The following is a 23,342-nucleotide window of genomic DNA, read 5'->3' on the forward strand; positions in this document are numbered from 1 at the left end:
GCCCAGGAGACTAGCGGAAGAGCGCACCGATCCTTCGGCAACGCGTGCACCGCTGCCCGACCGTTCTGGCGGAATCACTCACTCAGCGACCTCGCGCCAACGCTCGGTTCCCGAAGGGTCTCGGCGCAGGGCCGTCCCACCACCGGATCCGGACGAGAACGTGCCCGAAGAGGGTGTGGACCACTCGTGGAGCGATGGTGCTGCTTCCTGCAGTCGCGCAGCTCGCCCGTAGGCCGAGCGACGCTGCTCGACAACCAGGCCAGTGATTGGAGAGTCGACATCGGCGATCGTCACCGACGTAGGCCCGGGCCGCGTCGGCGAGCGAGCCGAGGCCGAGGCGGAAGTCGCGTGCGACGGCCAGGCCCTGGCGCAGGCACCCGGCCAGCAGCGTGCGCCCCCGGCTCGGTGCGCAGGCCCACTGCTCGCCCAGGGCTGCGAAGGCGCGCCGGGCGGCCTGTTGGCAGTCGTTCGGTGACCAGCGGTCGTCGGCGGTGCGGAGGAACCGCATCACCGCCAGGCCGAGGTGGAGCGGCAGGCCGTGGGAGCGGTCGTTGATCACAACGCGTACGGCTTCGCTGATCGGAGGGCGGCCGTCGCGGGTCAGACGGCGGGCGAGGCGGTCCTCGCATTCCGCGGGGCTGAATTCACCGATCAGGATCTGCCGCCCCCGCCTCGCCGGTGCCGAGGCGGTGCGTGGCGGGGGGACGTCGTGGGCGGCCGGGCCAGGCCACCCGGCCGGTCCGGTCGAGCTGTCCCTGAGGTCCTTCGTCGGCCCGCTGGAACCGGGAGCGGTCGGTGATGACGAAGAACGCGTTCGGCATGAGCCACACCACGCGTTGCAGGAGGCGCTCCAGGTCGTGGTGGGTACGGTCGCCAGTGTCCTCGAACGCGTCCAGCAGGACGACCGGCACGACCCGCCGGGCGGGCGGGAGCTGGGCGAGCTCCCAGGCCGGCAGGTGCGGGTAGCAGGACAGGGCGTCCACATTGGGCTCCGCCTCCAGCAGGTCGGCCGCACGCGTGCACCGGGCGAGCGCGCGGGCGGTCTGCCGTCGCTCGCGCAGGGCCCGGACCAGTGAGCCGTGCCGGGCGTCGCCGCGGCCGCACCCACCGCGATCGTGGTTGACGTGAGAGAGGTCGGGATCGGTGTGAGACTGGGCGCGGAAGGGGTGCTCCCCGTGTCAGACCCACCGCGGCACGCGTCCGCCGGTCCCGACACCGCCGTTGACGAGAGTCAGCTGGAAGAACTGATCACCGAGGCGCAGACGGCGCTGCCGTTCGAACTGTCTGCCCTGGCGAACCGGTGCGCTTCGGCCCTCGGCCTGGACACGGTGCTGATCTACCTCGTGGACCTCCAACAACGGCTGCTCATCCCACTCGACGAGGCATTGGAGCCGCTGCTGGTGGCCGGCTCGTTGGCCGGCTGGGCGTACCGCACCGTCTCTCCGCGAGTGGCCGACGCCGACGACGGCGTGATCGTCTGGATGCCTCTGGTCGACGGTGCGGGGCGGCTGGGCGTGCTGGCTGTGCGGGCCGTCTCGCTCTTGGCACCCGCAGCACCGGTGACGCGGCATTGAGCCGAGCCTCGCTGCGCTCATTCCTCGCCCGAGCCCTGTATCAAGATCGCCACGCTATCGCTGGCTTCGTTGATTCTCAGGGCAGCGTTCGCCGGAGGTTTCCGGAGGCAGTTGGTGATCAAACGACTCGTGACGGAAGGGGAATGACGGCACTGCCGCTGCTGCGACTCGGGACGGCCGGCTACCTGCCAGGGCGGCTGGCCGTCGGGCTGGGCAGGCCGCCGCACAAGTCCGACCAGCCGGGCCAACCTTCCTGTCGCAGTGCATCTGGCAGACAGGGAGCTGCTGATCTGCCGGGTTGTCACGTCGCCTGAGAGCGATGACCCTTGGCATTCTCACCCTCGACGAGATCCCCGGCACCCTGTGGACGGCTGGATCCGCACCGGCTCCGCTGATCCTGATGGTCCACAACAACGGCCTGCCCAAGGCGGAATCCCGGCTGGTGGCCCGGGCCCGGCAGTCCGCGGCGTACGGCTACGCGGTGGCCGCCATCGATGTCCCCGGGTGCGATGACGGGCCACGTTCCGCCGCCGATGAGCAGGCCCGCGCCGACCTCCGCCGGGCGATGCAGGCCGGTGAGCCGGTCGATGAGATCTTCGGGTCCTTCGTCGGCCCGCTGGTCGAAACGGCGGTCCCGGAATGGTGGACCACCCTGGACACCGTCCTTTCGCTGCCTGAGATCGGCGGCCCGGTCGGGTACTCGGGGTGGACCGCCGTCGGCATTCGGCTGGCGGTCCTCGAGCCGCGCATCGCGGCCGCCGGTTTCTTCGCCGGAGGCTACGTGCCCCGAGCCCGGCGCGAGGAGGCCCGGGGAGGTCACCATTCCACTGCAATTCCTGCTGCAGTGGGACGATGAAGGGGATCCCCGGCGACGCGCCCTGAACCTGTTCGACGCCTTCGGCACCAAGGAGAAGACGCTGCACGCCAATATGGACGGGCACACCGGCACCCCGTGGTTCGAGGTGGAGGACGGGGCCCGGTTCCTCGGCCGGCACCTGAAGTGAAACCGGGCCGCCAGGCCAGCAGCAGACGGTAAGCGGTGTCGGCCAGGACGCCGCTCAGCGGGAACAGCCCCCGACTCTCCTCAGCTCTTTACACCAAGGGACCCGCCAACTCGGCAGGGGCCCGCGCTGCCGAAGCCATGAACTGTTCGATTTCTGCAGAGCATTCGAGTGCTGTCCGAAATCGGGGTCTGGCACGACTTTTGTGATGCCGCACCGCCTCTACGCGTTCTCGCGCCGGGGCAACCCGCTGGCCTGCTGTTACCGCCGGCCTACCGAGCCGACGTAGCGATCGACGGGCCGCCGTCACAAAAGTCGTGCCAGAGTCCAGACTCGTGTACAGGTGCTTTCGGTTCTCGGTGAACAAAGCCTCGCGGAGCGGGTGCGATCGGGAGCACCCAGCCGCAGCCAGTGGACCGCCCACCGGTGCGTGTGGAGCAGGGAAGCGGCGCGGGAGACGTCGCCGCCGTAGTGGCCCAGGAGGAGTCGGATCTGGGCCCGGGACCGTAGGGGTATTGGGTGATCAGCTCTTGCTGCTGGTCCGGGTGGGGTGGGATCAGTGGACGGTGCAGCGTGCGTTCGCTTTGCGCTTGGTTTTCCGGGGGTGTCCGGGTTGTGAGTCGTCATGGCTCAGCGCTCTGCGGGCACTTGCCTGTGGACAGAGAGCCGTCACTGCAGGGGCCGGGGCGGTCCCGGCCGTTACTGCATACCCGCCATCACGGAGACCGGGGTCTTGCCCTCATACCCCATTCCAGCGCGGTCGGCGGTTGTCATAACCGCCGACCGCGTGCCGCCGGTTGTGTCGGCACGCGAGAGCGCCGTTTCGGCCTCGCGCAGCAGCGTTACAACCGCACGCCGGTCATCCGTCATCGTGGCAGGGCTGCCGCCTGCTGCGCAGGAACGCCACCAGGCGCGAACCCGAAGCCGGCCACCTCGCGTACCCGAACCTCAAGGGCCGGGGCCGACGGCGCGGCGACGACTGGCGCCGGGGTCTGCGTCACGGGCTCGTCGATGATGACGGATGGCTCCAGCTGGGCCAGCTGGGCGGCACGCTGGTGGCAGGGATGAGTTCGGCGAGGCGGGCGAGAGCGGCGCGGGCGGCCTGAGCCTGTCGGACCACCTCGGGCAGTGTCTCGGCGTCGAGCTGGTCCAACTCGCGATCACCCAGGGCCGGTAGGTGGAGGTCGGCGAGGATTGCCAGGGCCTCGGCCCGTAGGGCGTCGGGGCCAGGCTGACGCTTCTTGCGGTGGACCCGCATCCGGCACTTCCCGCTGTGGAACTCCCGTGGCCGCGCGGCCCGGCTTCGGCGGAGGCAGCGGCTCGCCGCACCCCTCGTACATCGCCAGCGTCTCCTGCTCGATCACCTCCACCGGCCCCGCTGCTGAATTCACTTCACCTTAGCCCCGCAATCCGGGCGGCCACCCCTGTGGCAGGGAGAACGGTCACCGTCACTGCCGCCGCATAGGCTTGCCCGAACCGAACCGAACCGAACCGAACCGATCCGAGCCCAGCCGGTCTCGTCTCGGCCGAGAAGGACTGGTGATGGCGGTCAAGGCCGTGTGGGAGGCGCTGCGCCCCCTGGGATTGGGCCTGCGCGAGGCGGAGCAGGTGGTCCACGCGCGCTACGAGGTCCTCGGTGGCCGCGTGCAACACAGGCCGCCCGATCCGCTCGACATCCCCTCACTTGCATCCCGCGCCGCGGTACTCCCGGGCCAGGTGGGAGCCGTCGAGGCTCTGTGGGACGGCGACACCGTCAATGACTGGTTCGTGGTCCTGGACGACCCGGCCGGGGAAGGCCGCTTGGCGACCGACTACCACAGCCCTGGCGGACCCCCGCCGGGCACTGCTGCCGCAGAGGCGGGCCAGGCCTTGGCCTACTCCCTCGGGGTGCCGTTCCACTTCGCTTCCCCGGACGTTCCCGACGTCGAGCCCCCGCGCTGGCGAACAGTCTGGTGTCTGCCCGAAGGCTCGTGATCGCAACCGTGTTGCTTGACTTCGTTTCGTGCGAAATAAGGCTGAGGTCAGGCGCGCACGTGGTCTGTTGCCGGAGTACGGCACGCACGTGCCGTACTCCGGCAACAGACCTAAGGGCTGTCCCGTAATCCTTGATGGGCGCCCGACGTCAGCTGCGGCACCTCGCCGCGTTGTCGGAACGTCCGCATATGTCCCGTATGCGGGCGTCCCTCCGTCTTGCGATGCACCACATCTGACGCCGCGCGCTGATCCGTCACGGATTACGGGACAGCCCTTAGGAAAAGCAGTTCTGTACGCCGCCCAGGCGGGCAGGCGTGGGGTTGACGGGCACCCGGTACCAGATGTTCGGAGTCCAACAGACCTCTTGCATGATGGTGCCCTGCTCGACATGGTCCATGACCCGGTCGCCGGGGTTGACCGTCCGGTTCACCTCATGGTCGCGGGCGCTGCGACGGAGTGTCCACCGCTTCCACTGCCTCGACCAGCGAGGACAGTTCGGGGTTCTTGGCGGCCTCGTCGAGCGCCTCCCGGAGTGAGGCCTCGTTGGTCGGCCGGGCTTCCTCCAGGAGCTTCAGGCCGGCCTCGGTGACGTTGGTGTAGATGCCGCGGCGGTCGGTCGGGCACAGGTACCGGGAGAGCAGATTGCGGTCTTCCAGACGGGTGACCAGGCGGGTCGTGGCGCTCTGGCTGAGTACGACCGCGTCGGCGACTTGCTTCATCTGGAGATGTCCGCCCACGCCGTCGTGCTGGCGGCTGAGTACGTCGAGCAGCGAGTACTCCCGGACGCTCAGGCCGTGCTTGGACTGCAGGGCGCGCTCGATATGTGTCTCGATTCTGCCGTGCAGGAGGGAGAGGGCGCCCCATCCGCTGGCGAGGGCGGTGAGCGCTGGGTCTGTGGCGGTCACGGGGTCCAGGTCTCCTTCCGGGTATGGCTGGAATACAGGATAAGCCATGGAGTGAATTATTGGCTATGGCCGATATAGGGCTGACGCAATCATCTGTGATGTCGGTCGTGGTCCGCGGACCACGGTGGACGGTGCGCCGCCGTCCTCCCTCTGCGGCATCAGGGCGCGGGTGGTGATCGCCCGGCGGTCCTCCGGCAGCCGGGCGATTTGCTCCCGCGTCATGTGCCGGACGTGCCAGCTGTCGCGGTGGCCGGCCTTGTGACTTCCCAGGCGCACCGCAGCCCGGGTATGCGGGGTGCGTACCCGGGCTGTGCGGCGGGGCCCCGCGATGGACGGGCCCCGGTGTCAGGCCGCGAGGGTCCTGTGGAGGGCGTCGAGGCCGTCGCGATAGATGCCGGTGAAGAGGTCGGCGAGCTCCTGCTCGGTGGCGTTGTCGGGGTTGAAGCGGCCGGACCACTGGACCTCGGCGATGTCGTCGCGGCCGGGGACGGTGTGGACCCGGATGGTGGAGACGTAGCCGTTGACCGGGAACGGGGCCTGGAGGATGGCATAGCTGTAGTGGCGTTCGGTCTCGTTGAAGTCCACGAGGCGCTCGATGATGACTTCGCCCTCGGGGTTCTTCAGTCGGCGGACCCGGCCGCCTTCGAGCGGGGTGCTCTCGGGGATGTAGGGGAGCCAGTCGGGCAGGGCGTCGAAGCCGCCGATGAGGCTCCAGACCTTGTCGGGGGAGGCGGGCACTATGCGGCTGACGGAGGTGGAGGCCATGGTCCTTCTCCTTCTGGTGAGGGTTTCGGGGGGTGGGGTCAGGCGCTGTTGGGGAGGGGGGCGGCGGGGCTGACGAGGTTGGCGGCGCGCAGGTCGTGCCAGAACGCGGCCGGCACGGTCTCGTCGAGGGCGGCGACGTCCTCGGCGATGCGGCTGGGGCGGGTGGCGCCGGGGACGACCGCGGCGGCGACCGGGTGGGCGAGGGAGAACTGGAGGGCGGCGGCCTTGATAGAGACGCCGTGCTTCTGAGTCAGGGCCTTCAGGCGGGAGACCTTCTCGACGATCTCCGGCGGGGCCTGCTGGTACTCGAAGTGGGCGCCGCCGGCGAGGATGCCGGAGCTGTACGGGCCACCGACGACCATGCCGACGTTCTGTTCCTGGGCCATGGGCAGCAGGCGCTGCAGGGCGTGCTCGTGGTCGAGGAGGGTGTAGCGGCCGGCGAGGAGGAACCCGTCCGGCTGCGGCTCGTCGAGGGCGAGGGTCAGTTCGATGGGCTCGGTGCGGTTGACGCCCAGGCCCCAGGCCTTGATGACGCCCTCGTCCCGCAGCCGGGACAGCACCCGGAAGGCTCCCGTGCGGGCCTCCTCGAACTTCTGCAGCCACAGGTCGCCGTGGAAGTCCTGGGCGATGTCATGGACCCAGACGATATCGAGGCGGTCGACACCGAGGCGCTTGAGGCTGCCCTCGATGGAGCGCTCGGTGGCCTCGGCGGTCCACTCGTGAACGATCTTGTTGGGGTTGCCGTGCTCGAAGATCCCGCCCTTCTCGCCGAGGTCGCGGGCGCCCTCCTCCAACTCGTCGAGGATGACCCGGCCGACCTTGGTCGACAGGACGTAGGCGTCACGGGACTTGGTGGACAGGACCTCGCCCAGGCGGGACTCGGAGAGGCCGGCGCCGTAGAAGGGGGCGGTGTCGTAGTAGCGGATGCCCTGGTCCCAGGCGGCCTCGACAGTGGCGCGGGCCTCCTCGTCGGGGATTGCCCGGAACATGTTGCCGAGGGGAGCGGTACCGAAGCCGAGCTTGCCGGGAAGGATTTCCTTGAGGGACATGCTGGTGCCTTTTCGATCAGTGGTGCCGAGGTGCGAGGGCATCCCCTGCACGGACGTGAGGCATGAGTTGATGGATGCCTCTGTGGTTGGCGGCTCTATCGGCGGGGCCGTGACAGCGGATGCACGGTGCGTCTGGTCAGAGCCGGACGTACGGCGCTAATAGATGCGTAAGCGCCTTACAGTTAAAAACAATAATTGCAGACGCCGGATAATGCAAGTGGTGTGGCTGCCGTTGCGCGGGACGGGCGATCCGGGGTCGGCCGCCAGGCCCGTGAGGCGCAGGCGCACCGTCGTCAACCTCACTGCGATCCGTGCGGGCTGGCAAGCCGAAGGCGTCCGCACGGCGGCCTGCCCGCCTGCGCCGATGACGGCTGGGCGGTGACGGGACGTTCCTGCACAAGGCCCGCCCGGCGGCACGCATGGCCTTCGAGCGTGCGGTCCTTGCCGTGCCGGACGAGCCGATCGCCATGCGTCTCCTCCCGGACTCCGGGAGCGCGGCGGTCGGAGTGGGCGGTCGGCTCCGCGGTGCTGGATCCGGGTGTGGTGCGGCGTCCACGCCGCGCCGAGTCGGCTGCGGGCGGGTGCGCCTCGGGTCGACCCGACGAGACAGCGGCGGCGCCGAGGCCGGCCATCCATCGTGCGTCCTGCCACCCCCGGGGTGGCGCCGGGACTGTCGGCTGCTCAAGCGGGTGGATGGGAGTTGCGCGGTGCCGGCGTCGCCGAGTGCCCCGAGTGCGGGGCCGCCCGGGTGGCGGGAGTGGACCGGCGTTCGAACGCAGTCCACTGCTCGCGGCGGTGCGCCGTGAAGGCCTGGAGGGCCCGGAAGGAAACGTTCGGCGAAGGGGCACAGCGGCCGCATCGCGAACGCATCCGAATCGCACTTTTGATCGGATCCCGGCTACTTCCGGTCGTTCGCTGTGATCATCGGATTTGCGGTCCGAGGCTCGGTCGGTGAAGCGGGCCGGGTCTCGCCGCGGCCGCGGGGTCCTGCCCCGGACCGCGGTGGGTGGTGAATGTCGTACCCGAGGAGATCGGGACCGTGGACAAGGTTGGCAGCGTCAGTACGAACCGCTATGCGGAGATCGTGGCCGAGCCGCGGAAGCTCGTTGAGACGGCCGGCCGGATCCAGTTCACGATCGGTGACTACGCGCTCGAGGTCGAGCCCATGCGCGAGGCCGGCGTTCACGAGCGGGGCGATGAGCTGTTCACGGTCAAGGACTCGCTGTTCCGCCTGGCCGAGGACATCGGGATGTCGTACTCGGTGGTGAAGGATGCCCGCTGGGCCGCGTAGAAGTGGCCGAAGGACCGCCGTGCGTCGGGGGTGTCCTTCACCGTTCACAAGATCCTCGCGTCCATCACCGACGACGAGGAACGGTTCGCCGTGATCCTCACCCCACCAGAGGGAAGGGCCCGTTGGGCGCCGGACGAGGCGAACCGCCGGATCGGCCGACGCGTCGTGAAGCCGGTCGCCCCGCAGGAGAAGGTCAGCGCGATTCACTCACTCGCCCAGGACGAGAAGGTCGCGGCGACGGTGACCGGTGACCTGTTCAGGCGTCCGGCGGTGGTTGCGCGAGTCAGTGACGAGGGCAAGATCCGGGTGGTCGCGGAACCGACCCGGGAGGACCAGGTCGCGGCCGCGGTCGTACCGGACTTCCTGCGGCGGCCCGCCGTCGTTGCCTGGATCGAACCGGCGTCGCCGAATTGCTCGGGATCGCAGGACCTCCCGCACTCAGAGACCGGCGAAGCCCAGCCCATCCGCCAGACGAGCGAGTCCGACATGGCGGGTCAGGTCCGGGGCACCGAAGGGGCGGCCCGCGGCCCGGTCGGCGCGCGGCTGGGTCGCGCCAGTCGTTTTCGAGGGGGAGTTCGAGCCCCGGAGTCGGCAGGCTCGCGGCGTTCAGAAGCCGGTCCAGGGCGGTGGGGGCGACAGATATGACGGACACAACTTTCGGGAGAGCGGCGACGACGCGGGGCGACGCGGCGGTACGGAGTGCAAGTCCGAGTACCGGCTCGCGCGGGCGGGGACCTGCCGTCCACGCCCGCGCGAGCCGGAGCAACCCGGCGGTACGGCGCGGAGTGCCGCCCCGCCGGGCCGGTCGGAAGGGTCAGTTGAACTGGTTCGGGTGGGGGCCGGTGCGCAGGTCGCGGTCGAGGGCGGCGATGGCAGCCATCTCGTCGTCGGTGAGAGTGAAGTTGAAGACGTCGAGGTTCTCGCGGATGCGGGCGGGTGTCACCGACTTGGGGATGACGACGTTGCCGAGCTGGAGGTGCCAGCGCAGGACGACCTGGGCGGCCGACTTGCCGTGGCGAGCGGCGATCGTGGTGATCGCCTCCTCCTTGAGGACGGCGCCCTGCGCCAGCGGGCTCCACGCTTCGGTGGCGATGCCGTGCTGGGCGTGGAAGGCGCGCAACTCGGCCTGCTGCAGGCCGGGGTGCAGTTCGATCTGGTTGACCGCCGGGACCAGTTCGGAGTCGGCGATGAGCTGCTCGAGGTGCGCGGGCTGGAAGTTGGAGACGCCGGCGGCGCGGATCCGCCCTTCGGCGACGAGCTTCTCGATGGCCTTCCAGGACTCGCGGTAGAGGTCGCGGGCAGGGGTGGGCCAGTGGATCAGGTAGAGGTCGATGTGGTCCAGGCCGAGCTTGTCGAGGCTGGTGTCGAAGGCGCGCAGGGTGGCGTCGTAGCCCTGGTCGGCGTTCCACAGCTTCGTGGTGACGAACAGCTTCTCGCGGGCGATCCCGGAGCTGGCGAGGGCGCGGCCGACGCCGGTCTCGTTGCCGTAGATCGCGGCGGTGTCGATGCTGCGGTAGCCGGCCTCCAGGGCGGAGCTGACCGCGGCGGTGGTCTCGGCGTCGGGGACCTGGAAGACGCCGAAGCCGAGCTGGGGGATCTCGACGCCGTTGTTGAGGGTGATGGTGGGGATGGCGGACGGAGCCATGGTGCGTGTGGCCTTTCAGGCGGTACGGGTCGTGCGGGGGGTGAGTGTGTAGTGGACGGTCTGGGCGCTGATGCGGCCGTCGCGGAAAACGAACGTGTCGACGCCGTCGGTGACCACGTGGGTGGCGGTGGTGGCGGTCCATTGCAGGAACAGCACGTTCCCGGCGAACTGTGGGGTCAACTGCCAGTCGGCGTCGGGGAGATCGGACAGGAGACGGCCGATTCCCTCCCGTACGCCCTGACGTCCCGTCAGGGCGCCCTCGGGGGTGACGAAGACGGCGTCCTCGGTGTAGTTCCCGGCGATCACGTCGAGGTCCCCGGTGCCGAGCCGCTTTCCGTGGTCGGCGAAGACCTCCTGCGGGGTGCGGGTCACTGGGGGAGTTCCTCGACGGCCGTGGTGGCGAAGGAGTGGTCCTGCTCGGGGGCGCCTCCGCCGACGCCGATGGCGCCGATCAGGCGGCCGTCGCGGTGGAGGGGGACGCCGCCGGCGACGAACAGCAGCGGCTTGTCGAGCGCGGTGGGCAGGGAGTGGAACGGCCCGTCAGGCTTGACGAGGTCGACCAGGTCGGCGGTCGGAGCGTCGAGTTGCAGGGCGGTGTAGGCCTTGCGCGTGCTGGTCTCGCCGGAGATCAGCACGGCCCGGTCGTCGCGGCGGAAGGCGAGCAGGTGCCCGCCCGCGTCCAAGACGGTGACGCTGACCGGGACCCCTGCCGCGTCCGCGGCGGCCCGGGCGGCCGCGACCAAAGTCTCGGCGTCGGCGGTGGCCAGCGTCACGGGGACGGTGGTGCTCATGACGGATTCCTTCACAGATGGGTTTGGGGATTGGGGATGAGGGAGGGACGGATCGGGCTGCGGTGGCGCGCCCTGTTCAGTGCCGGACGGCCTCCGGCGTGCTCCGGCGCGCGGCGGACCCTGCGCCGACGCTGTCGGCGGCATGGGTGCGGCGGTAGAGGTGGGCGGCGAGGAGTGCGAGCAGCAGGGCTGTGCCCGAGAGGAGGGCGCCGACCCAGTTGGGGGAGGTGTAGCCGAGGCCGGCGGCGATCACGACACCGCCGAGCCAGGCCGCCAGGGCGTTGCCGAGGTTGAAGGCGCCGATGTTGGCGGCGGAGGCCAGGGTCGGGGCGGCTGAGGCCTGGTCGAGCACCCACTTCTGCAGCGGCGGGACGGTCGCGAAGCCGAGGGCGCCGATCAGGGTGAGGGTGATCGCGGCCAGCACCTTGTTGTGGGCGGTCGCGGTGAACAGCAGCAGCGCGGCGGTGAGGGCCGCGAGGGTGGTGAGGAGCATCGGCATGAGCCTGCGGTCGGCGAACTTGCCGCCGAGGAGGTTGCCCAGGAACATTCCGATACCGAAGAGGACGAGCAGCCAGGTCACGGCGCCCTCGGTGTAGCCGGCCACCTCGGTCATCATCGGGGTGATGTAGGTGATCGCGGCGAAGACACCGCCGTAGCCGAGGACAGTCATGGCCATGGCCAGCCACACCTGTACGTTGCGGAATGCGGCGAACTCGGTGCGTACGGTCACTGAATCGGGCCGGCCCGTCTCGGGCACCAGCTTGGCGACGCCGAGGAAGCCGATGACACCGAGTGCGGCGACGATCACGAACGTGACGCGCCAGCCGGCGGCCTGGCCGACGTACGTACCGGCGGGGACACCGACGATGTTGGCCACGGTCAGGCCCATGAACATCAGAGAGATGGCCGAGGCCTTCTTCTCCGGAGCGACCAGGTCGGCCGCGACCACGGAGCCGATGCCGAAGAACGCGCCGTGCGCCAGGGAGGCCACGACCCGGCCGATGAGCATGACACCGAAGCTCGGTGCGAAGGCGGACAGCGCGTTGCCGATGACGAACAGCGCCATCAGGAACATCAGCATTTTCTTGCGGGACACCTTGGTGCCGAGAACGGTCAGGAGCGGCGCGCCGAACACGACGCCCAGGGCGTAGCCGGAGACCAGCCAGCCGGCGGCCGGGATGGTCACGCCGAAGTCGCCTGCGACCTGGGGCAGGACGCCCATGATCACGAATTCGGTGGTACCGATCCCGAAGGCCCCGATGGCGAGAGCCAGGAGCGCGAGAGGCATGGGGAGAGCTACCTTCCAAGTGCTTGCGTGAGGCGCTTACGCCACGCGACAATAATTGCATACGCTGGATAATGCAAGTGTGCGCAGAGGGGGTGTGCATCTACCGCCGTGTGCAACTATTGAGGGGACGGTCCGAAGAAGGAGGCCCCCGTTGACTGCTGCCGCCCCCGCGCTCACCGCCCTGGCTCAGGGCTGGTGCGCGCTTTCTCTGCTGCACGGAAAGATCGAGTCCCACCTCGAACACGCACTGCAGGCCGGTCACGGCCTGAGCGTGCGCGAATACTCGCTCCTCGACGTCCTCGGCCGCCAGCACGACGGGGAGGGCGGACACCTGAAGATGAAGCAGGTCGCCGACTCCGTCGTGCTCAGCCAGAGCGCGACCACCCGCCTGGTCACCCGCCTCGAGGACCGCGGACTCCTGGAGCGCTACCTGTGCCCCACCGACCGGCGCGGGATCTACACCGACGTGACCGAGGCCGGTCTCGAGCTGTTCGGCGAAGCTCGCCCGACGAACGAGGCGGCCCTGCGTGCGGCACTGGAGGAAGCCGCCGAGGACCCTCGGCTGGAACCGCTGGTGCGCATCGTCGAAACCGCGCGGACGCCAGCGGTGATCGCCGCGTGAAGGCGATCGCTCTCAACGGATACGGCGGACCCGAGGCGCTGCGGCTGACCGACCTCCCGGACCCGAAGGTGGCCCCCGGTGAGGTGCTGATCCGGGTGAGAGCCGCAGGGGTCAACCCGGTCGGCTGGAAGCTCGCCGGAGGCCGTCTCGACGCGGTCATGGAGACGCACTTCCCCCTGGTCCCCGGCTGGGACGTGGCCGGCGTGGTCGAGCGGGTCGGCTTCGACGTCGAGGAGTTCGCGCCGGGCGACGAGGTCTTCGGCTACATCCGCAAGGACACCGTCCAGTTCGGCGCCTACGCCGAACTCGTCTCCGCGCATGTCCGCATGGTGGCCCGCAAGCCCGCCGCGCTCTCCTGGGAGCAGGCCGCGGGTGTGCCGCTCGCCGGCCTTACGGCCTATCAGGCCATCAAACGCGTGGGGGTCCGCGCCGGTGAGACCGTCCTGGTGCATGCGGCCGCGGGCGGAGTTGGCTCGTTCGGCGTGCAGATCGCTGTGGCGTTCGGTGCACGTGTGATCGGCACGGCGACCGACCACAACCACGACTTTGTACGGAAGTTGGGCGCGGAGCCCGTGGCCTACGGCCCCGGACTCGACGACCGTGTCGCACGGCTGGCGCCCGAAGGCATCGACGCGGCCCTCGACTTCGTCGGCGCGGACGCCGTGGACACGTCACTGCGCCTGCTCGGACGACCTGACCGGCTCGCATCCATCATCGCCCCCGAGGCGGCTGCGCAGGGCGGCCACTACGTATGGGTCCGCCCGGACTCGGCCGACCTCGCGGCGCTTGCCGACCTGGCCGACACGGGGAAGTTGGCTGTGCACGTCGAACGGGTGCTTCCGCTCGCCGAAGCGGCGGAAGCCTGGCGCCTGAACGCGTGTGGTCAGGCTCCATGCAGTCCGGCTCGCCGTGACGGTCGGTGCAGGCGCCGTCGCTCCAGTGCTGTTGGTGGCTGGGGCTCCGTTGCGCCGCCGCCTGCTGCGTCGCTACTGCCGCGAGGACGGTCCAGGGCTCGTGAGCAAAGAGGACGGTTGGGTGAGCCCGGAGTATTTCGTCGTCACCAACGCGGTTGTTCGTGCCCTCTGCTGGCCGTCGGAGCATGTACTTCGACTGCTTCGTCCCGCCTGAGCAGGCCCGTCAGCGGGCGGCGGTGAGAAGTACCCGTTTGCGGAGGAGAGGGAGTTTGGTGCGGGCGAACATTTGGCGCTTGACCATCTTGATGTGGCTGACCCGGCCTTCGACGGGGCCGGAGTCCATTGACCGGTCAGGCCCTGGACGACGGCGACCCAGTCCTTCTCCAGGCCGGTGGCGTAAGAGGTGAGGCCGGGAAGCTCCTCGGCTTGCACGCTGGCGACCCAGTCCTTCACATGTTGGCCGGTGCGGGTGGAGAGGATCTCGGCGAAGCTGCGGACGAGACGGTGGGCTGCCGTGAGTTCCGGGCAGCGGTGAAGACTTCGGCGGCTGCTTACCCTCACCTTTTCGAGAGTCGGTCGGGATGACGCATGATCCATCCAGTGACTTGCCGGCCCCTGGCGGCGCGGGCCCGACGATGCGGATGCGGCGTCGGCGTCGTGGCCGCAGGTAGTTGCTGATGATCTGATAGCTGCCGCGGTAGCCGAGGGCCTGGAGCTCGGAGTAGAGCTGGATCGCGTTGGTGAATCCTTCCGCCCAGCGTTTGTCCAGGTGGGACTTGTAAGGGTCGAGCTGGCTGGGACGTGGTTGCCGTCGGCCGCCACGCAACTGCTCCAGGGGTGCAGCGCGGGCGCATCGCCGGACCGTGTTCCCGCACATGTGTAATTCGCGGGCTCCAGATCGAAGCTCTCTTCCCGGGGCGACTGGTCCGCGCACGCCCGTGTCCCGGAGAACCACCACGTCTACCTCGGATCCTGGCCCGCGTTCGTGCAGGAGCGGCTGGGCGAACCCGGGGCGGGGGACCCGCTGACCGCCCGGAGTTCGAGCCGTGTCCCGGTGCGTCCTTCTTCCGAGCCGGACAGAGATCGCCGATCACCGCCGCGATGCACCGTCGGCTCGTGGCCGAGGGCTGCGACCAGTACCGGTTGCAGCATCGCTGTGTATCGGGGGGCGGGTGACGCAAGGTCCTGCACCGCCTGGCAGAAGAAGCCGGGCTGCTCCGGCAGTGCCGCCAACGGCATCCCTGGCAACGCGAGCTGGGACAGGCTGCGCGTCCCCAACATCTGACGGCAGTCTCCAGGGCCCCGCGGCGCACTCGGTGCGTCGATCCGTTTGCGTGAAAAGGACCAGTCGGCGCACGCTGGAGTTGGAGCGTAACAGCATCGCGGAGAAGGAAAATATCGCGCGGAGTCCCCGTGCGTGGGCGCTGTGCGAAGCCTGACCCGGGTTGCATGACCGGGGCTGTGCGAAGCATGACCGGGACCGGCTCCAAGTCGAGGAGGAGCACCATGGTCTCACTTTCGAACGTGCGGTTCGGCAAGACCAACAACGACGTAAAGGCATTGCAGAGCGCACTGATCGAAGCCGGTTTCAGTATCCCTTCAGGAGCCACAGGCTTGTTCGGCCCGCAGACGAAATCCGCCTACGCTGCATGGCAGCGGTCGATCGGCCTCAGTGGCTTGGATGCGGACGGATTCCCCGGATGCTCCTCCCTGAGGAAACTCGGTGCCACAGCTGGGTTCGGTGTGGATTGTCGGCATGCTGGGTCTATCGCCAAGAGTTCCGTTCTGTGCACAAAGAATTCCGGGATCAGTAAGGACAGGGGCACCGCCCGCACGTTTGCGTTGGAGGCGTGCGAGCGAACGGGCGCCCCGACGGAATGGGTCACCGGGGTCGGTAATGGCGCGAATCTGCTCACCCTCATACAGCGGGAGTCGGGTTTCGATGCCAACGCGGTGAATCAGGAAGACGTGAACGCCACGGGGCCGCGGCAGGTGGACGGAGCAAGACTCAACTGCTCCCGCGGGTATGCGCAGGTGATTCCTGGCACTTTCGCCGAAAATCATCAGGCAGGTACGGCGAACCGGATCTATGACCCGGTTGCGAACGTCGCAGCTGCCATCAACTATATCTGGCGGAGATACGGAGATATCTCGCGGGTCCAGCAGGCAAATCCGCACCTCCCGCCCCATCCCTATTGAGCCCTATTGAGGAGGAGAGAGCCATGCCTGCGCAAGAGCCTTTCCCTGGAGCTGCATTCTTCCGTATAGGCCGCCGCAGTCCGATCATCACTGCCATGGGGAAACGCCTCGTCGCGGAAGGGTGCGGGAAGTACACGACGGGTCCAGGCCCCGAGTGGACCGACATCGACCGCCAGTCCTACGCCGCCTGGCAGCGCAAGATCCACCTCTCGGGGGGTGACGCCGACGGCATACCCGACCGGGAGTCCTGGGACCGGCTCCGCGTCCCGGCGACGAGTGGTGCGGGCGAGCACGTTTCCTCTCCCGTGCCAGGACACACAGTGACAACCGCCTACCACAAGCGGGGACCCCACTGGAGTCTCGGCTACCACACGGGTGCGGACTACGCCGCCCCGGAGGGGACGTCCTGTGTCGCCGTCCGCAGCGGCTCCGTTCGCGTCGGGCAGGACCGCAGCTTCGGTAACTACCTGGTGCTGAGGTCAGACGGATTCGACTACTGGTATTGCCACCTCTCCCATCGGGACGTCACCCGTGGTTCCGTTCGGGCCGGGCAACGGGTCGCTGAAGTGGGCTCGACCGGGAACGCCACCGGACCCCACCTGCACTTCGAAAAGCGCCCGGCCGGTGGTCGTTTCGGGTCCGACGTGACTCCCAGTTGGTGACGTCGTGCAGTTGGTCACGTCGTGCAGTTGGTGACGTCGTGACTCTCAGGTCGTGTCGTGACTCCCAGGTCGTGACTCCCGGTTGGTGACGTCCGGCGTCGTCAGCCGTCCTGCTGCTGGGCGGGCTTGGTCCAATCCGGGTCGACCCAGCGGTGTGGCTCGGCCGGATCGGGCAGGTCCGTACGGCTCTTACGGTACTTGGGGTCTCGCTCCAGGCGGAGCCGGACGCTTGTGTGCAGTACGGCCTGATCGGGTACGCGGCGCGAGCGTCGGCCGACCAGGATCCAGAACGGACCATTGGGGTGGATGGCCGCGTCGGCGAACTCCTCGGTCACCGCACATGCCTCGGCGTATGCGCCGGGGCGGAAGACCAGATCCTGGCAGACTTCATCGGTGATCCACTTGAGGGTGATCGTCGAGAGCAGGGCATCGCCCTTCTCATGGGCGAAGGTGCCGCCGACATCGGAGTGGACACCGGCGAACCAGACCTCCTGCGCCGTGTCGTGCAGCGGCTCCGGCCGGCTTTTGACCAGGAACTCGCGGAAGGGGCGCCGCTTCTCGTCGAGGGAAACGGCGTGGCGGATGCGGGCGGCATTGGGGAGTTCGTGGGTGTAGGGCCACTGCAGATTGCCCAGGCGGAGGATCCCCGCCGCCTTCACTGTGTCCCAGACACCGAGATAGGCGACCGGCAGCGCGTAGTGGGAGACCTGCCGCGGATTGTTGCGTTTGACCGCCGCCCACAGCGGCTCGCGGTCGGTGCGCTGACAGAAGGCGTGCGAGAACCGGGCCACTTCCCGCTCGCTCTTGTCGATGTCCTGGTTGAAAGCGTACTTGGCCACCGCGTAGGGGACGAGATTCTCCGAGCCGGCCCGCATGAGTCCGGGCTTGTTGAGCATCCCGACCAGCGCGCGGGCGGTATAGGCGCCGCGGCTGAATCCGAAGACATACACGAGATCACCGGGCTCCCAGTTCCGCATCAAGCACGTGTACGCCTCTGCCAGGTTGGTCCTCAGCCCGGTGCCGAAGGCGAGACCGCACCCACGGGACAGCCAGCGGTCGACCGGACCGCGGGCGGCGGCCGACGACATGGTGCCGACGCCGGGGTCGTAATACAGGAGCTGGCGCGAGGGGTCGTCCGCCTCCAGCATTTCAAACAGCCGCACCACATTGGTGGGGTGGCAGGCGCCGACCTGATTGCTCGTCCCGTCAAGGCAGATGACGATCCTGCGTGGCATATCGGCTCCTCGTCCCGCGGGCCCAGGGCGTGTTTCGAAAGTGGCGTCGTCCGCCCGAAGGGCGGGTCCTGCGGCCTCCGATGGGGTGCGTCGCGAGGCGGAGGGTCGTTCTCGTACGGGGCGTACGTGGACGGACCCGACGACGTGGCTAGGCGCCGTGCCAGGCGTCGCGGGCCGGACGGGACTTTCGCAACACGCCCTAGCGGGAGCCTCGGCCGTTCCCGCGCGCCCGGCCCGTAGCCAGGTGGCCGGCCGCGGTGCGTCGTCCGGGGGCGATCTGCCCGGCGAACGCCTGGAGCGCGGCGGAACTGTTCGGCGGCAGGACCGCCATCAGCCCCTGCTCCTGCGCCTCGGCCACCGCCTCCGCCGCCCTGCTGCCCTCAGGGACGTGCACCAGGCGGACGTGTCCGTCTCCGGAACCCCGCCGGTCCACCGGGGAAACGGCGCCATGGGTACCGTCGGGCAGGGTCACCCACAGCTGGAAGTCGTCGTACCGGACGAAGTCCGCCCCCTTGACGGGCCAGGGATAGTGGTGCTCACCGGGCACCTTGGGCAGAATCCCCTGGTGGTTGCCGTGGCTCATGGGCACGCACGCGTTGAACAACGAGTCGGTCCACGCCTCCACACCGTCCGCGTCCTTGATCGGGGTGCGCAGCAGTGCGTCGGCCTCCTCGTATCCCAGCTCGGCGAGCGCCGGCAGGGTCAGTGGGAAAGCATCGATGAGTTCGGCCGCCTCCTGCCTGAGCCGGTCGACCTTCACCGGCTCAGCGCAGAACTGCATGCTCCACTCGATGCCCACCCGGGCCCGGTACATCCGCCAGCCGCCCGCTCCCCTGACCCAGAGGCTGCCACCGTGGTGCATCTCCCAGTGCTCGGAGCCGGCGGGCCGGGAACCGTACGGCAGATCCGCGTCACTCATCTCGTCGAGAATCTTGTGCGCCGTCTTCTTCGCGGCGCGGAAGAACGACGACTCGAAGCGCTCGGGGTGCTCGACCAGCCGAATCTTCCAGGGGTGGTTCTCCGACTCGATCCCGCCGGGCTTGAGCGAGTCGGGAATCGGGGACGATGCAACGGATCCGGATCGGGGCATGTCCCACCTCCACGTGCCGACCGCGGTCCGTGTTCGGCCCACGGTGCCGAGTCCCCCTGTCTTCATCGTCCGCCCGGGCTCGGAGGTACGCCAACCCGAGCAGCCGATGAACGGAGGGTTGTCGGTCCAAGCAGGGCAGATCAAGAGGTCTGCCGCTGCCGACCGTGTCGATCAGTTCCTGGAGTGCTGCGCGCGGAGGCATCGTCGGCCATGCCCGCCAGTGGCGTTGCGCGTGACCCAACGCTCCAGCTGGGCCACGGACGGCGCGAACGGCCGGGGCCAGGCGGGGATTGAGCACGTCGGCCCCGCTTCTCCCTGTCTCCTGACAGACCTGACAGCACATCAGTAAGACCGACGTCGTCGAACCGGACGCAGCCACCCGAGCAGTACCGTCCGGACGGCATGGTGCGGTGCCCACCCAGCGCGTCGGCGCCGCCGCACCACGCTGCCCGGAGAGCGCAGTCTGGCCGTGGTCGCCCCGCTTCGCTTGCCGGAGAAGGCGGGGCAGGTGTCGCCGCAGCCCATGGTGATGCACACGTCCGACTCGCGGACCGCGTCGACGGTGAGGATCTTCGGCGTCTCCTCGGAGATGTCGATGCCGACCTCGGCCATGGCCTCGACGGCGGCCGGGTTGACCTGGTCGCCGGGGTCGGAGCCTGCGGAGCGGACCTCGAGCGGGCTCCGGCCAGGTGGGCCAGCCAGGCGGCGGCCTTCAGGGAAGGCGAGCCAGAACCCGAGTTCCGGCAGCAGATGTCGACGACTGTCCTTCGACAGTGAACGGCGGCAGGCAGCGCCACCGTCCCGGCCCCGCAAGGACCTGTGCAAGAGGCCACTCGGGCAGGGAAAACGCAACTTCGACATGGCCCGCACAGGCAGCTACCTTCACCTGGACTTCGGCGGTCACCCACGGTCGCACAGGGGTTCCTTCAGGTAAGCCACCCGCGACGGGACGAGTTGGTCACACCGCACGAATCCTCGCCCCATCCGTAAACCACCGAACCGGGTCCACACCAGGTAGCCCCAACCAGGGAGAGACGCATGCCCCATCTTGCTCTGTACACATTCGGCGTCCTGAAGTCACCTCTCGCCGATCCCGCACCTCTCACGCGCCAGTTCCACGACAGCGCTGAGGCCATCTACCGGAAGATCGCCCAGCACCCCGGATACCTCGCTCGTGCTGTAGCGGCAGACGGCAACCGGGGCTCACACTTCGACTTGGACTGGGGTGCATGGGGAGAGTTCGCCGTACCGACCTGGTACGGCAAGGGCCGCAGGGTGGAAACCACCGCCCTGGCCGCGACCCTCTCACTCTGGACCGACCTGCGCCCGGCCTTCGACGCCATCTACACCGGCCTGCACCGTGAGGCGCTGAACAGGCGTTACGACTGGTTCGAGAGGACAGAACACCCGAGTTACGTGTTCTGGTGGGTCTCCGACGACGTGATACCCACCTGGCAGGACGGGGTTTCCAGGCTGGAGCAACTCCACGACCACGGCTCCGCGCCGCACGCCTTCACCTTCCACCACTCGTTCGCCCCGGACGGAACTCCCACCAGGATCAAAGGCAACGGGCCGAAGAGCGACCAGGTTCGCTGACAAGGAAGCCTGGACGACTGGATTCGCTGTCAAACGCCTCGATTGAATGACGGCGAACAACGACTCCGGGAGGCGGCTTGCCCGCGTGGCGGGTGGCCGCGGCTCGCCGCACCGCTGTGGCCAGCAGCCCGCCATGGAGCAGAGCTGTCCGACACCACGCGCTGACGCCCACGGGCCGGGGATCCGTGGGCGTCAGCGCGTGGTGTCGGACAGCGGAGGGGGCGTGAGCGCCGTCGGCTGTGCTGCTGCTCGCGTTGACATAAGCCGGTCCGTCCTCCTGTCGTGTTCCTGCACCTGCGGTGCTGCCCGGGAGGGTGTAAGCAGGGAATATGCGCCTGTGGCAGCGGTTTGCACACCGCCCTCGCTCACGGCAGGCCGATAGCGCGCTGCTGGTGTTCCCGCTGGGTTTGATCGCGGCGATCGTACTGGCCGACGTGTTGACCCCCAGTTTGCCGATGGGCCCGTCGCTGCTGATCGTGGCACCCGCGCTCACCGCGTCTTTCGCCTCCCCACTCATCACCGGGGCGATCGCTGCCTTGGCGGCGGCGGGCATGCTTGTCATCGGCCTTCAAAACGGTCACCTGATCAGGGACTTCGACTCGCAGCTCATTGCCCTGCTGGTGGTGTCGGTGATCGTGACGGCCTTCGGCTATCTGCGGGAGCGGCGTGCCCGTGAGCTGGCGCTGGTACGGACGGTTTCGGAGGCCGCACAGCGGGTGGTGCTGCGGCCGCTGCCGCGCCGGATCGGTCCCCTTCGGGTGGGGTCGGTGTATCTGGCGGCGCAGGAGCAGGCCCTGCTCGGCGGTGACCTGTACGCGACCGTCCGCACCTCCACGGGCACCCGGCTGATCATCGGTGATGTGATGGGCAAGGGCCTGACCGCGATCGGCGACGCCGCCCTGCTGCTGGGCGCCTTCCGGGAGGGCGCGCACCGCCAGGCCACCCTGCCCGACCTCGCGGCCTACCTGGACCACAGCGTGTGCTGGAACCTCGCCGACCCCACTGAGGCGGAGAAGGCCGGCGAGTGCTTCATCACCGCCACCGTCCTCGACATCCCTGACGCGCTGCCGCAGGTGGACATGGTCACCTGTGGGCATCCGCCCGCCTTGCTGCTACACGGCCAGAAGGTTTCCACCTTGCATGCCACCTGCCCCGCCCCGCCGCTGGGCCTTGGTGAACTGGCCGGCCACCGCTACCACGTCGACACCTTCCCGTTCGGCCCCGGAGACATGTTGCTGCTGCACACCGACGGGGTGATAGAGGCCCGGGACGCACGGGGCGTCTTCTACCCGCTGTCCGAACGCGCCGCTTCCTGGGTCCACCACAGCCCTTCTGCGCTGGTCCACCATCTGGGCGCCGATCTCATCGCACATGCCGGCGGACACCTGGCGGACGACGCCGCTGTGATTGCTGTCCAGCGCAGCCGTCAGCCGGCGCCTACCAAGGCGGCCGAGCGCGCGCCCCTGCCTCGGCCCACAGCAGGGGCGGCCAGGCGAAGGGCCGATTCCTAATGGAGTTGTCAAGCGCCGGACGTGACGGGCGGTATGGGTTCGTAGCACCGTCCGTCACGCAGGAGGGCCCACAAGACGTTGACCCGTCGGCGGGCGAGTGCGAGCACGGCTTGGACGTGTCGTTTGCCTTCGGCGCGCTTGCGGTCGTAGAAGCGGCGGGACTCGTCGCAGCAGCGGATGCTGATCAGCGCGGAGGTGTAGAAGACGCGTTGGAGACGCCGGCTGTATAGCTTGGGCCGGTGCAGGTTGCCGCTGATCTTGCCCGAGTCGCGGGAGGCCGGAGCGACGCCGGCGAACCCCGCGAGCCGGTCGGCGCTGTCGAAGGCGTCCATGTTGCCACCGGTGGCCGCGATGAACTTGGCGCCCAGCAGGGGCCCGATGCCGGGCAGGCTGGTGATCACTTCGGCTTGCCGGTGCTGGCGAAACCGGCCCTCGATGAGCTTGTCGGTCTCGGCGATCTTCTCGTTCAGGGCCATCACCTCCCTGGCAAGGGAGTGCACGACCTGCGCGGTGATCTTCTCGCCGGGAACGACGGTGTGCTGGCCTTCGGCGGCCTGGACAGCCGCGGTGGCGAGCTGGTCGGCGCCGCGGACCTTGCGGTTACGCAGCCAGGTCGCCAGCCGCTTGACGCCCGTGCGGCGGATGGCGGCCGGTGTCCGGTAGCCCGTCAGCAGCACCAGGGGGCCGACGTTTCCGAGGTCGAGTTCACGCTCCAGGCCGGGGAAGATCCCGGTCAGGTGGCCGCGCAGCCGGTTGATGGCTCTCGTGCGGTCGTCGGCGAGGTCGCGGCGGCGGCCGGTGAGGACCTTCAGCTCGGTGACCAGTTCGTCACCGGACCGCAGGGGCATCAGGTCCCGGCGGACGCGGGCCTGGTCGGCGATGATCGCGGCGTCCTTGGCGTCGGTCTTGCCGTCGCCCCGGTAGCCCTCCGAGGCCCGGTTGACGGCCCGGCCGGGGATGTAGAGCAGGGGGCTGGCCGTGGTTGAGCAGGACCGCGATCACGAGGCCGGCCCCGCCGTCGGCCAGGTCGATGCCCCAGGCCGTCACCTCGCCCAGGTCCAGCACGTTGCCCAGGAGCCTCAGCAGTTCGGTTTCCTCCTTGGCCACACGGCGGGACAGCAGCCGCTTGCCGGTGTCGTCGATCACCACACAGTGGTGATGGGTCTTCCCGGCGTCAATACCGGCCCAGATCGCTGTCACTCGCTTCTCCGCAGGTCGTGTTCGTACGGG

The 23,342-nt window shown here is 69.0% G+C and carries 20 protein-coding genes and 6 pseudogenes; 12 read left to right on the plus strand and 14 right to left on the minus strand.

Annotated features, from left to right (window positions below; genetic code table 11):
• Nucleotides 1-82: 82 nt before the first annotated feature.
• Nucleotides 83-559 carry a hypothetical protein gene (locus ACFYY6_RS33280; RefSeq protein ID WP_389197078.1) on the minus strand — a complete coding sequence of 159 codons (477 nt, stop codon included), beginning with the start codon at nucleotides 557-559 and terminating at the stop codon, nucleotides 83-85.
• A gap of 85 nt (nucleotides 560-644) precedes the next feature.
• The gene (locus ACFYY6_RS33285; protein ID WP_388651276.1) at nucleotides 645-983 is read right to left on the minus strand and encodes a hypothetical protein; all 339 of its coding nucleotides are present in this window, start codon (nucleotides 981-983) and stop codon (nucleotides 645-647) included.
• A 192-nt stretch (nucleotides 984-1,175) separates the two neighbouring features.
• Here ACFYY6_RS33285 and ACFYY6_RS33290 point away from each other — a divergent pair, with 192 nt between their 5' ends.
• Together ACFYY6_RS33290 and ACFYY6_RS33295 are read left to right on the plus strand one after the other, a co-directional pair.
• The gene (locus ACFYY6_RS33290) at nucleotides 1,176-1,574 is read left to right on the plus strand and encodes a hypothetical protein (protein ID WP_351522721.1); all 399 of its coding nucleotides are present in this window, start codon (nucleotides 1,176-1,178) and stop codon (nucleotides 1,572-1,574) included.
• A gap of 319 nt (nucleotides 1,575-1,893) precedes the next feature.
• Nucleotides 1,894-2,578 (plus strand): annotated as a pseudogene (locus tag ACFYY6_RS33295) (alpha/beta hydrolase).
• 994 nt (nucleotides 2,579-3,572) lie between these two features.
• Here ACFYY6_RS33295 and ACFYY6_RS33300 read toward each other — a convergent pair.
• A complete protein-coding gene (locus tag ACFYY6_RS33300; RefSeq protein ID WP_351522720.1) occupies nucleotides 3,573-3,833 on the minus strand; it encodes a hypothetical protein in 261 nt (86 codons plus the stop codon).
• Between the two features lie 284 nt (nucleotides 3,834-4,117).
• Here ACFYY6_RS33300 and ACFYY6_RS33305 point away from each other — a divergent pair, with 284 nt between their 5' ends.
• The gene (locus tag ACFYY6_RS33305; protein WP_386610092.1) at nucleotides 4,118-4,549 is read left to right on the plus strand and encodes a hypothetical protein; all 432 of its coding nucleotides are present in this window, start codon (nucleotides 4,118-4,120) and stop codon (nucleotides 4,547-4,549) included.
• 431 nt (nucleotides 4,550-4,980) lie between these two features.
• On the opposite strand, the gene ACFYY6_RS33310 is transcribed toward ACFYY6_RS33305, so the two are convergent.
• The 3 genes from ACFYY6_RS33310 to ACFYY6_RS33320 all read right to left on the minus strand — a co-directional run bounded on the left by ACFYY6_RS33310 (nucleotide 4,981) and on the right by ACFYY6_RS33320 (nucleotide 7,268).
• Nucleotides 4,981-5,454: a MarR family transcriptional regulator gene (locus ACFYY6_RS33310; RefSeq protein WP_351522716.1), complete on the minus strand. Its 474-nt coding sequence runs from the start codon at nucleotides 5,452-5,454 to the stop codon at nucleotides 4,981-4,983.
• A 345-nt stretch (nucleotides 5,455-5,799) separates the two neighbouring features.
• Nucleotides 5,800-6,219, minus strand: a complete 420-nt coding sequence (locus tag ACFYY6_RS33315; protein ID WP_389197081.1) for an SRPBCC family protein — start codon at nucleotides 6,217-6,219, stop codon at nucleotides 5,800-5,802.
• A 38-nt stretch (nucleotides 6,220-6,257) separates the two neighbouring features.
• Entirely contained in the window at nucleotides 6,258-7,268 is a 1,011-nt protein-coding gene (locus tag ACFYY6_RS33320) for an aldo/keto reductase (protein ID WP_388651273.1), read from the minus strand.
• 1,039 nt (nucleotides 7,269-8,307) lie between these two features.
• Between ACFYY6_RS33320 and ACFYY6_RS33325 the strand changes: the two genes are divergently transcribed.
• Nucleotides 8,308-8,559 (plus strand): hypothetical protein, encoded by a 252-nt coding sequence (locus ACFYY6_RS33325; RefSeq protein ID WP_388651271.1) that lies wholly within the window; start codon nucleotides 8,308-8,310, stop codon nucleotides 8,557-8,559.
• Nucleotides 8,560-8,589: 30 nt separating this feature from the next.
• Nucleotides 8,590-9,204 carry a DUF6192 family protein gene (locus ACFYY6_RS33330; protein WP_388651270.1) on the plus strand — a complete coding sequence of 205 codons (615 nt, stop codon included), beginning with the start codon at nucleotides 8,590-8,592 and terminating at the stop codon, nucleotides 9,202-9,204.
• Nucleotides 9,205-9,373: 169 nt separating this feature from the next.
• On the opposite strand, the gene ACFYY6_RS33335 is transcribed toward ACFYY6_RS33330, so the two are convergent.
• From ACFYY6_RS33335 to ACFYY6_RS33350, 4 genes are all read right to left on the minus strand, one after another.
• Nucleotides 9,374-10,204: an aldo/keto reductase gene (locus tag ACFYY6_RS33335; RefSeq protein ID WP_388651268.1), complete on the minus strand. Its 831-nt coding sequence runs from the start codon at nucleotides 10,202-10,204 to the stop codon at nucleotides 9,374-9,376.
• Nucleotides 10,205-10,219: 15 nt separating this feature from the next.
• Nucleotides 10,220-10,576: a nuclear transport factor 2 family protein gene (locus ACFYY6_RS33340; RefSeq protein ID WP_351633174.1), complete on the minus strand. Its 357-nt coding sequence runs from the start codon at nucleotides 10,574-10,576 to the stop codon at nucleotides 10,220-10,222.
• The gene (locus ACFYY6_RS33345) at nucleotides 10,573-10,995 is read right to left on the minus strand and encodes a heme-binding protein (protein WP_351525113.1); all 423 of its coding nucleotides are present in this window, start codon (nucleotides 10,993-10,995) and stop codon (nucleotides 10,573-10,575) included. The genes ACFYY6_RS33340 and ACFYY6_RS33345 overlap by 4 nt, the downstream gene beginning before the upstream one ends.
• Before the next feature lie 76 nt (nucleotides 10,996-11,071).
• The gene (locus tag ACFYY6_RS33350) at nucleotides 11,072-12,283 is read right to left on the minus strand and encodes an MFS transporter (protein WP_389197083.1); all 1,212 of its coding nucleotides are present in this window, start codon (nucleotides 12,281-12,283) and stop codon (nucleotides 11,072-11,074) included.
• Between the two features lie 151 nt (nucleotides 12,284-12,434).
• Here ACFYY6_RS33350 and ACFYY6_RS33355 point away from each other — a divergent pair, with 151 nt between their 5' ends.
• The 5 genes and pseudogenes from ACFYY6_RS33355 to ACFYY6_RS33375 all read left to right on the plus strand — a co-directional run.
• Nucleotides 12,435-12,905: a MarR family winged helix-turn-helix transcriptional regulator gene (locus ACFYY6_RS33355; protein ID WP_389197085.1), complete on the plus strand. Its 471-nt coding sequence runs from the start codon at nucleotides 12,435-12,437 to the stop codon at nucleotides 12,903-12,905.
• Nucleotides 12,902-13,792: pseudogene (locus tag ACFYY6_RS33360) on the plus strand (NADP-dependent oxidoreductase); the annotation flags it as partial. The gene ACFYY6_RS33355 and the pseudogene ACFYY6_RS33360, both read left to right, overlap by 4 nt.
• Before the next feature lie 1,533 nt (nucleotides 13,793-15,325).
• Nucleotides 15,326-16,018, plus strand: a complete 693-nt coding sequence (locus ACFYY6_RS33365; RefSeq protein ID WP_389197087.1) for a transglycosylase SLT domain-containing protein — start codon at nucleotides 15,326-15,328, stop codon at nucleotides 16,016-16,018.
• A pseudogene (locus ACFYY6_RS33370) lies at nucleotides 15,961-16,287 on the plus strand (peptidoglycan-binding protein); the annotation flags it as partial. The gene ACFYY6_RS33365 and the pseudogene ACFYY6_RS33370, both read left to right, overlap by 58 nt.
• 108 nt (nucleotides 16,288-16,395) lie before the next feature.
• A pseudogene (locus tag ACFYY6_RS33375) lies at nucleotides 16,396-16,680 on the plus strand (M23 family metallopeptidase); the annotation flags it as partial.
• A gap of 101 nt (nucleotides 16,681-16,781) precedes the next feature.
• Here the strand turns inward: ACFYY6_RS33375 and ACFYY6_RS33380 are convergent.
• The 3 genes and pseudogenes from ACFYY6_RS33380 to ACFYY6_RS33390 form a co-directional block, all read right to left on the minus strand.
• The gene (locus ACFYY6_RS33380; RefSeq protein WP_389197089.1) at nucleotides 16,782-17,915 is read right to left on the minus strand and encodes a DUF2235 domain-containing protein; all 1,134 of its coding nucleotides are present in this window, start codon (nucleotides 17,913-17,915) and stop codon (nucleotides 16,782-16,784) included.
• A gap of 199 nt (nucleotides 17,916-18,114) precedes the next feature.
• Nucleotides 18,115-19,005: a DUF6424 family protein gene (locus ACFYY6_RS33385; protein WP_351525118.1), complete on the minus strand. Its 891-nt coding sequence runs from the start codon at nucleotides 19,003-19,005 to the stop codon at nucleotides 18,115-18,117.
• A 483-nt stretch (nucleotides 19,006-19,488) separates the two neighbouring features.
• Nucleotides 19,489-19,757, minus strand: a pseudogene (locus ACFYY6_RS33390) (phosphotyrosine protein phosphatase); the annotation flags it as partial.
• Between the two features lie 286 nt (nucleotides 19,758-20,043).
• On the opposite strand from ACFYY6_RS33390, the gene ACFYY6_RS33395 reads away from it, so the two are divergent.
• Together ACFYY6_RS33395 and ACFYY6_RS33400 are read left to right on the plus strand one after the other, a co-directional pair.
• Entirely contained in the window at nucleotides 20,044-20,601 is a 558-nt protein-coding gene (locus tag ACFYY6_RS33395) for a DUF3291 domain-containing protein (RefSeq protein ID WP_351633156.1), read from the plus strand.
• 329 nt (nucleotides 20,602-20,930) lie between these two features.
• The gene (locus ACFYY6_RS33400) at nucleotides 20,931-22,112 is read left to right on the plus strand and encodes a PP2C family protein-serine/threonine phosphatase (protein WP_389197091.1); all 1,182 of its coding nucleotides are present in this window, start codon (nucleotides 20,931-20,933) and stop codon (nucleotides 22,110-22,112) included.
• 8 nt (nucleotides 22,113-22,120) lie between these two features.
• Here the strand turns inward: ACFYY6_RS33400 and ACFYY6_RS33405 are convergent.
• Nucleotides 22,121-23,312, minus strand: a pseudogene (locus ACFYY6_RS33405) (IS110 family transposase).
• Nucleotides 23,313-23,342 lie beyond the last annotated feature (30 nt).

This window comes from Streptomyces sp. NPDC001750 (assembly GCF_042892615.1).
GTDB lineage: Bacteria > Actinomycetota > Actinomycetes > Streptomycetales > Streptomycetaceae > Streptomyces.

Bases quoted from the DNA above. Each gene is read 5' to 3' on its own strand.
- ACFYY6_RS33300 (WP_351522720.1), bottom strand. From the start codon at position 3,833: ATGCGGGTCCACCGCAAGAAGCGTCAGCCTGGCCCCGACGCCCTACGG.
- ACFYY6_RS33305 (WP_386610092.1), top strand. From the start codon at position 4,118: ATGGCGGTCAAGGCCGTGTGGGAGGCGCTGCGCCCCCTGGGATTGGGC.
- ACFYY6_RS33315 (WP_389197081.1), bottom strand. From the start codon at position 6,219: ATGGCCTCCACCTCCGTCAGCCGCATAGTGCCCGCCTCCCCCGACAAG.
- ACFYY6_RS33320 (WP_388651273.1), bottom strand. From the start codon at position 7,268: ATGTCCCTCAAGGAAATCCTTCCCGGCAAGCTCGGCTTCGGTACCGCT.
- ACFYY6_RS33335 (WP_388651268.1), bottom strand. From the start codon at position 10,204: ATGGCTCCGTCCGCCATCCCCACCATCACCCTCAACAACGGCGTCGAG.
- ACFYY6_RS33345 (WP_351525113.1), bottom strand. From the start codon at position 10,995: ATGAGCACCACCGTCCCCGTGACGCTGGCCACCGCCGACGCCGAGACT.
- ACFYY6_RS33350 (WP_389197083.1), bottom strand. From the start codon at position 12,283: ATGCCTCTCGCGCTCCTGGCTCTCGCCATCGGGGCCTTCGGGATCGGT.
- ACFYY6_RS33365 (WP_389197087.1), top strand. From the start codon at position 15,326: ATGGTCTCACTTTCGAACGTGCGGTTCGGCAAGACCAACAACGACGTA.
- ACFYY6_RS33380 (WP_389197089.1), bottom strand. From the start codon at position 17,915: ATGCCACGCAGGATCGTCATCTGCCTTGACGGGACGAGCAATCAGGTC.
- ACFYY6_RS33385 (WP_351525118.1), bottom strand. From the start codon at position 19,005: ATGCCCCGATCCGGATCCGTTGCATCGTCCCCGATTCCCGACTCGCTC.
- ACFYY6_RS33395 (WP_351633156.1), top strand. From the start codon at position 20,044: ATGCCCCATCTTGCTCTGTACACATTCGGCGTCCTGAAGTCACCTCTC.
- ACFYY6_RS33400 (WP_389197091.1), top strand. From the start codon at position 20,931: ATGCGCCTGTGGCAGCGGTTTGCACACCGCCCTCGCTCACGGCAGGCC.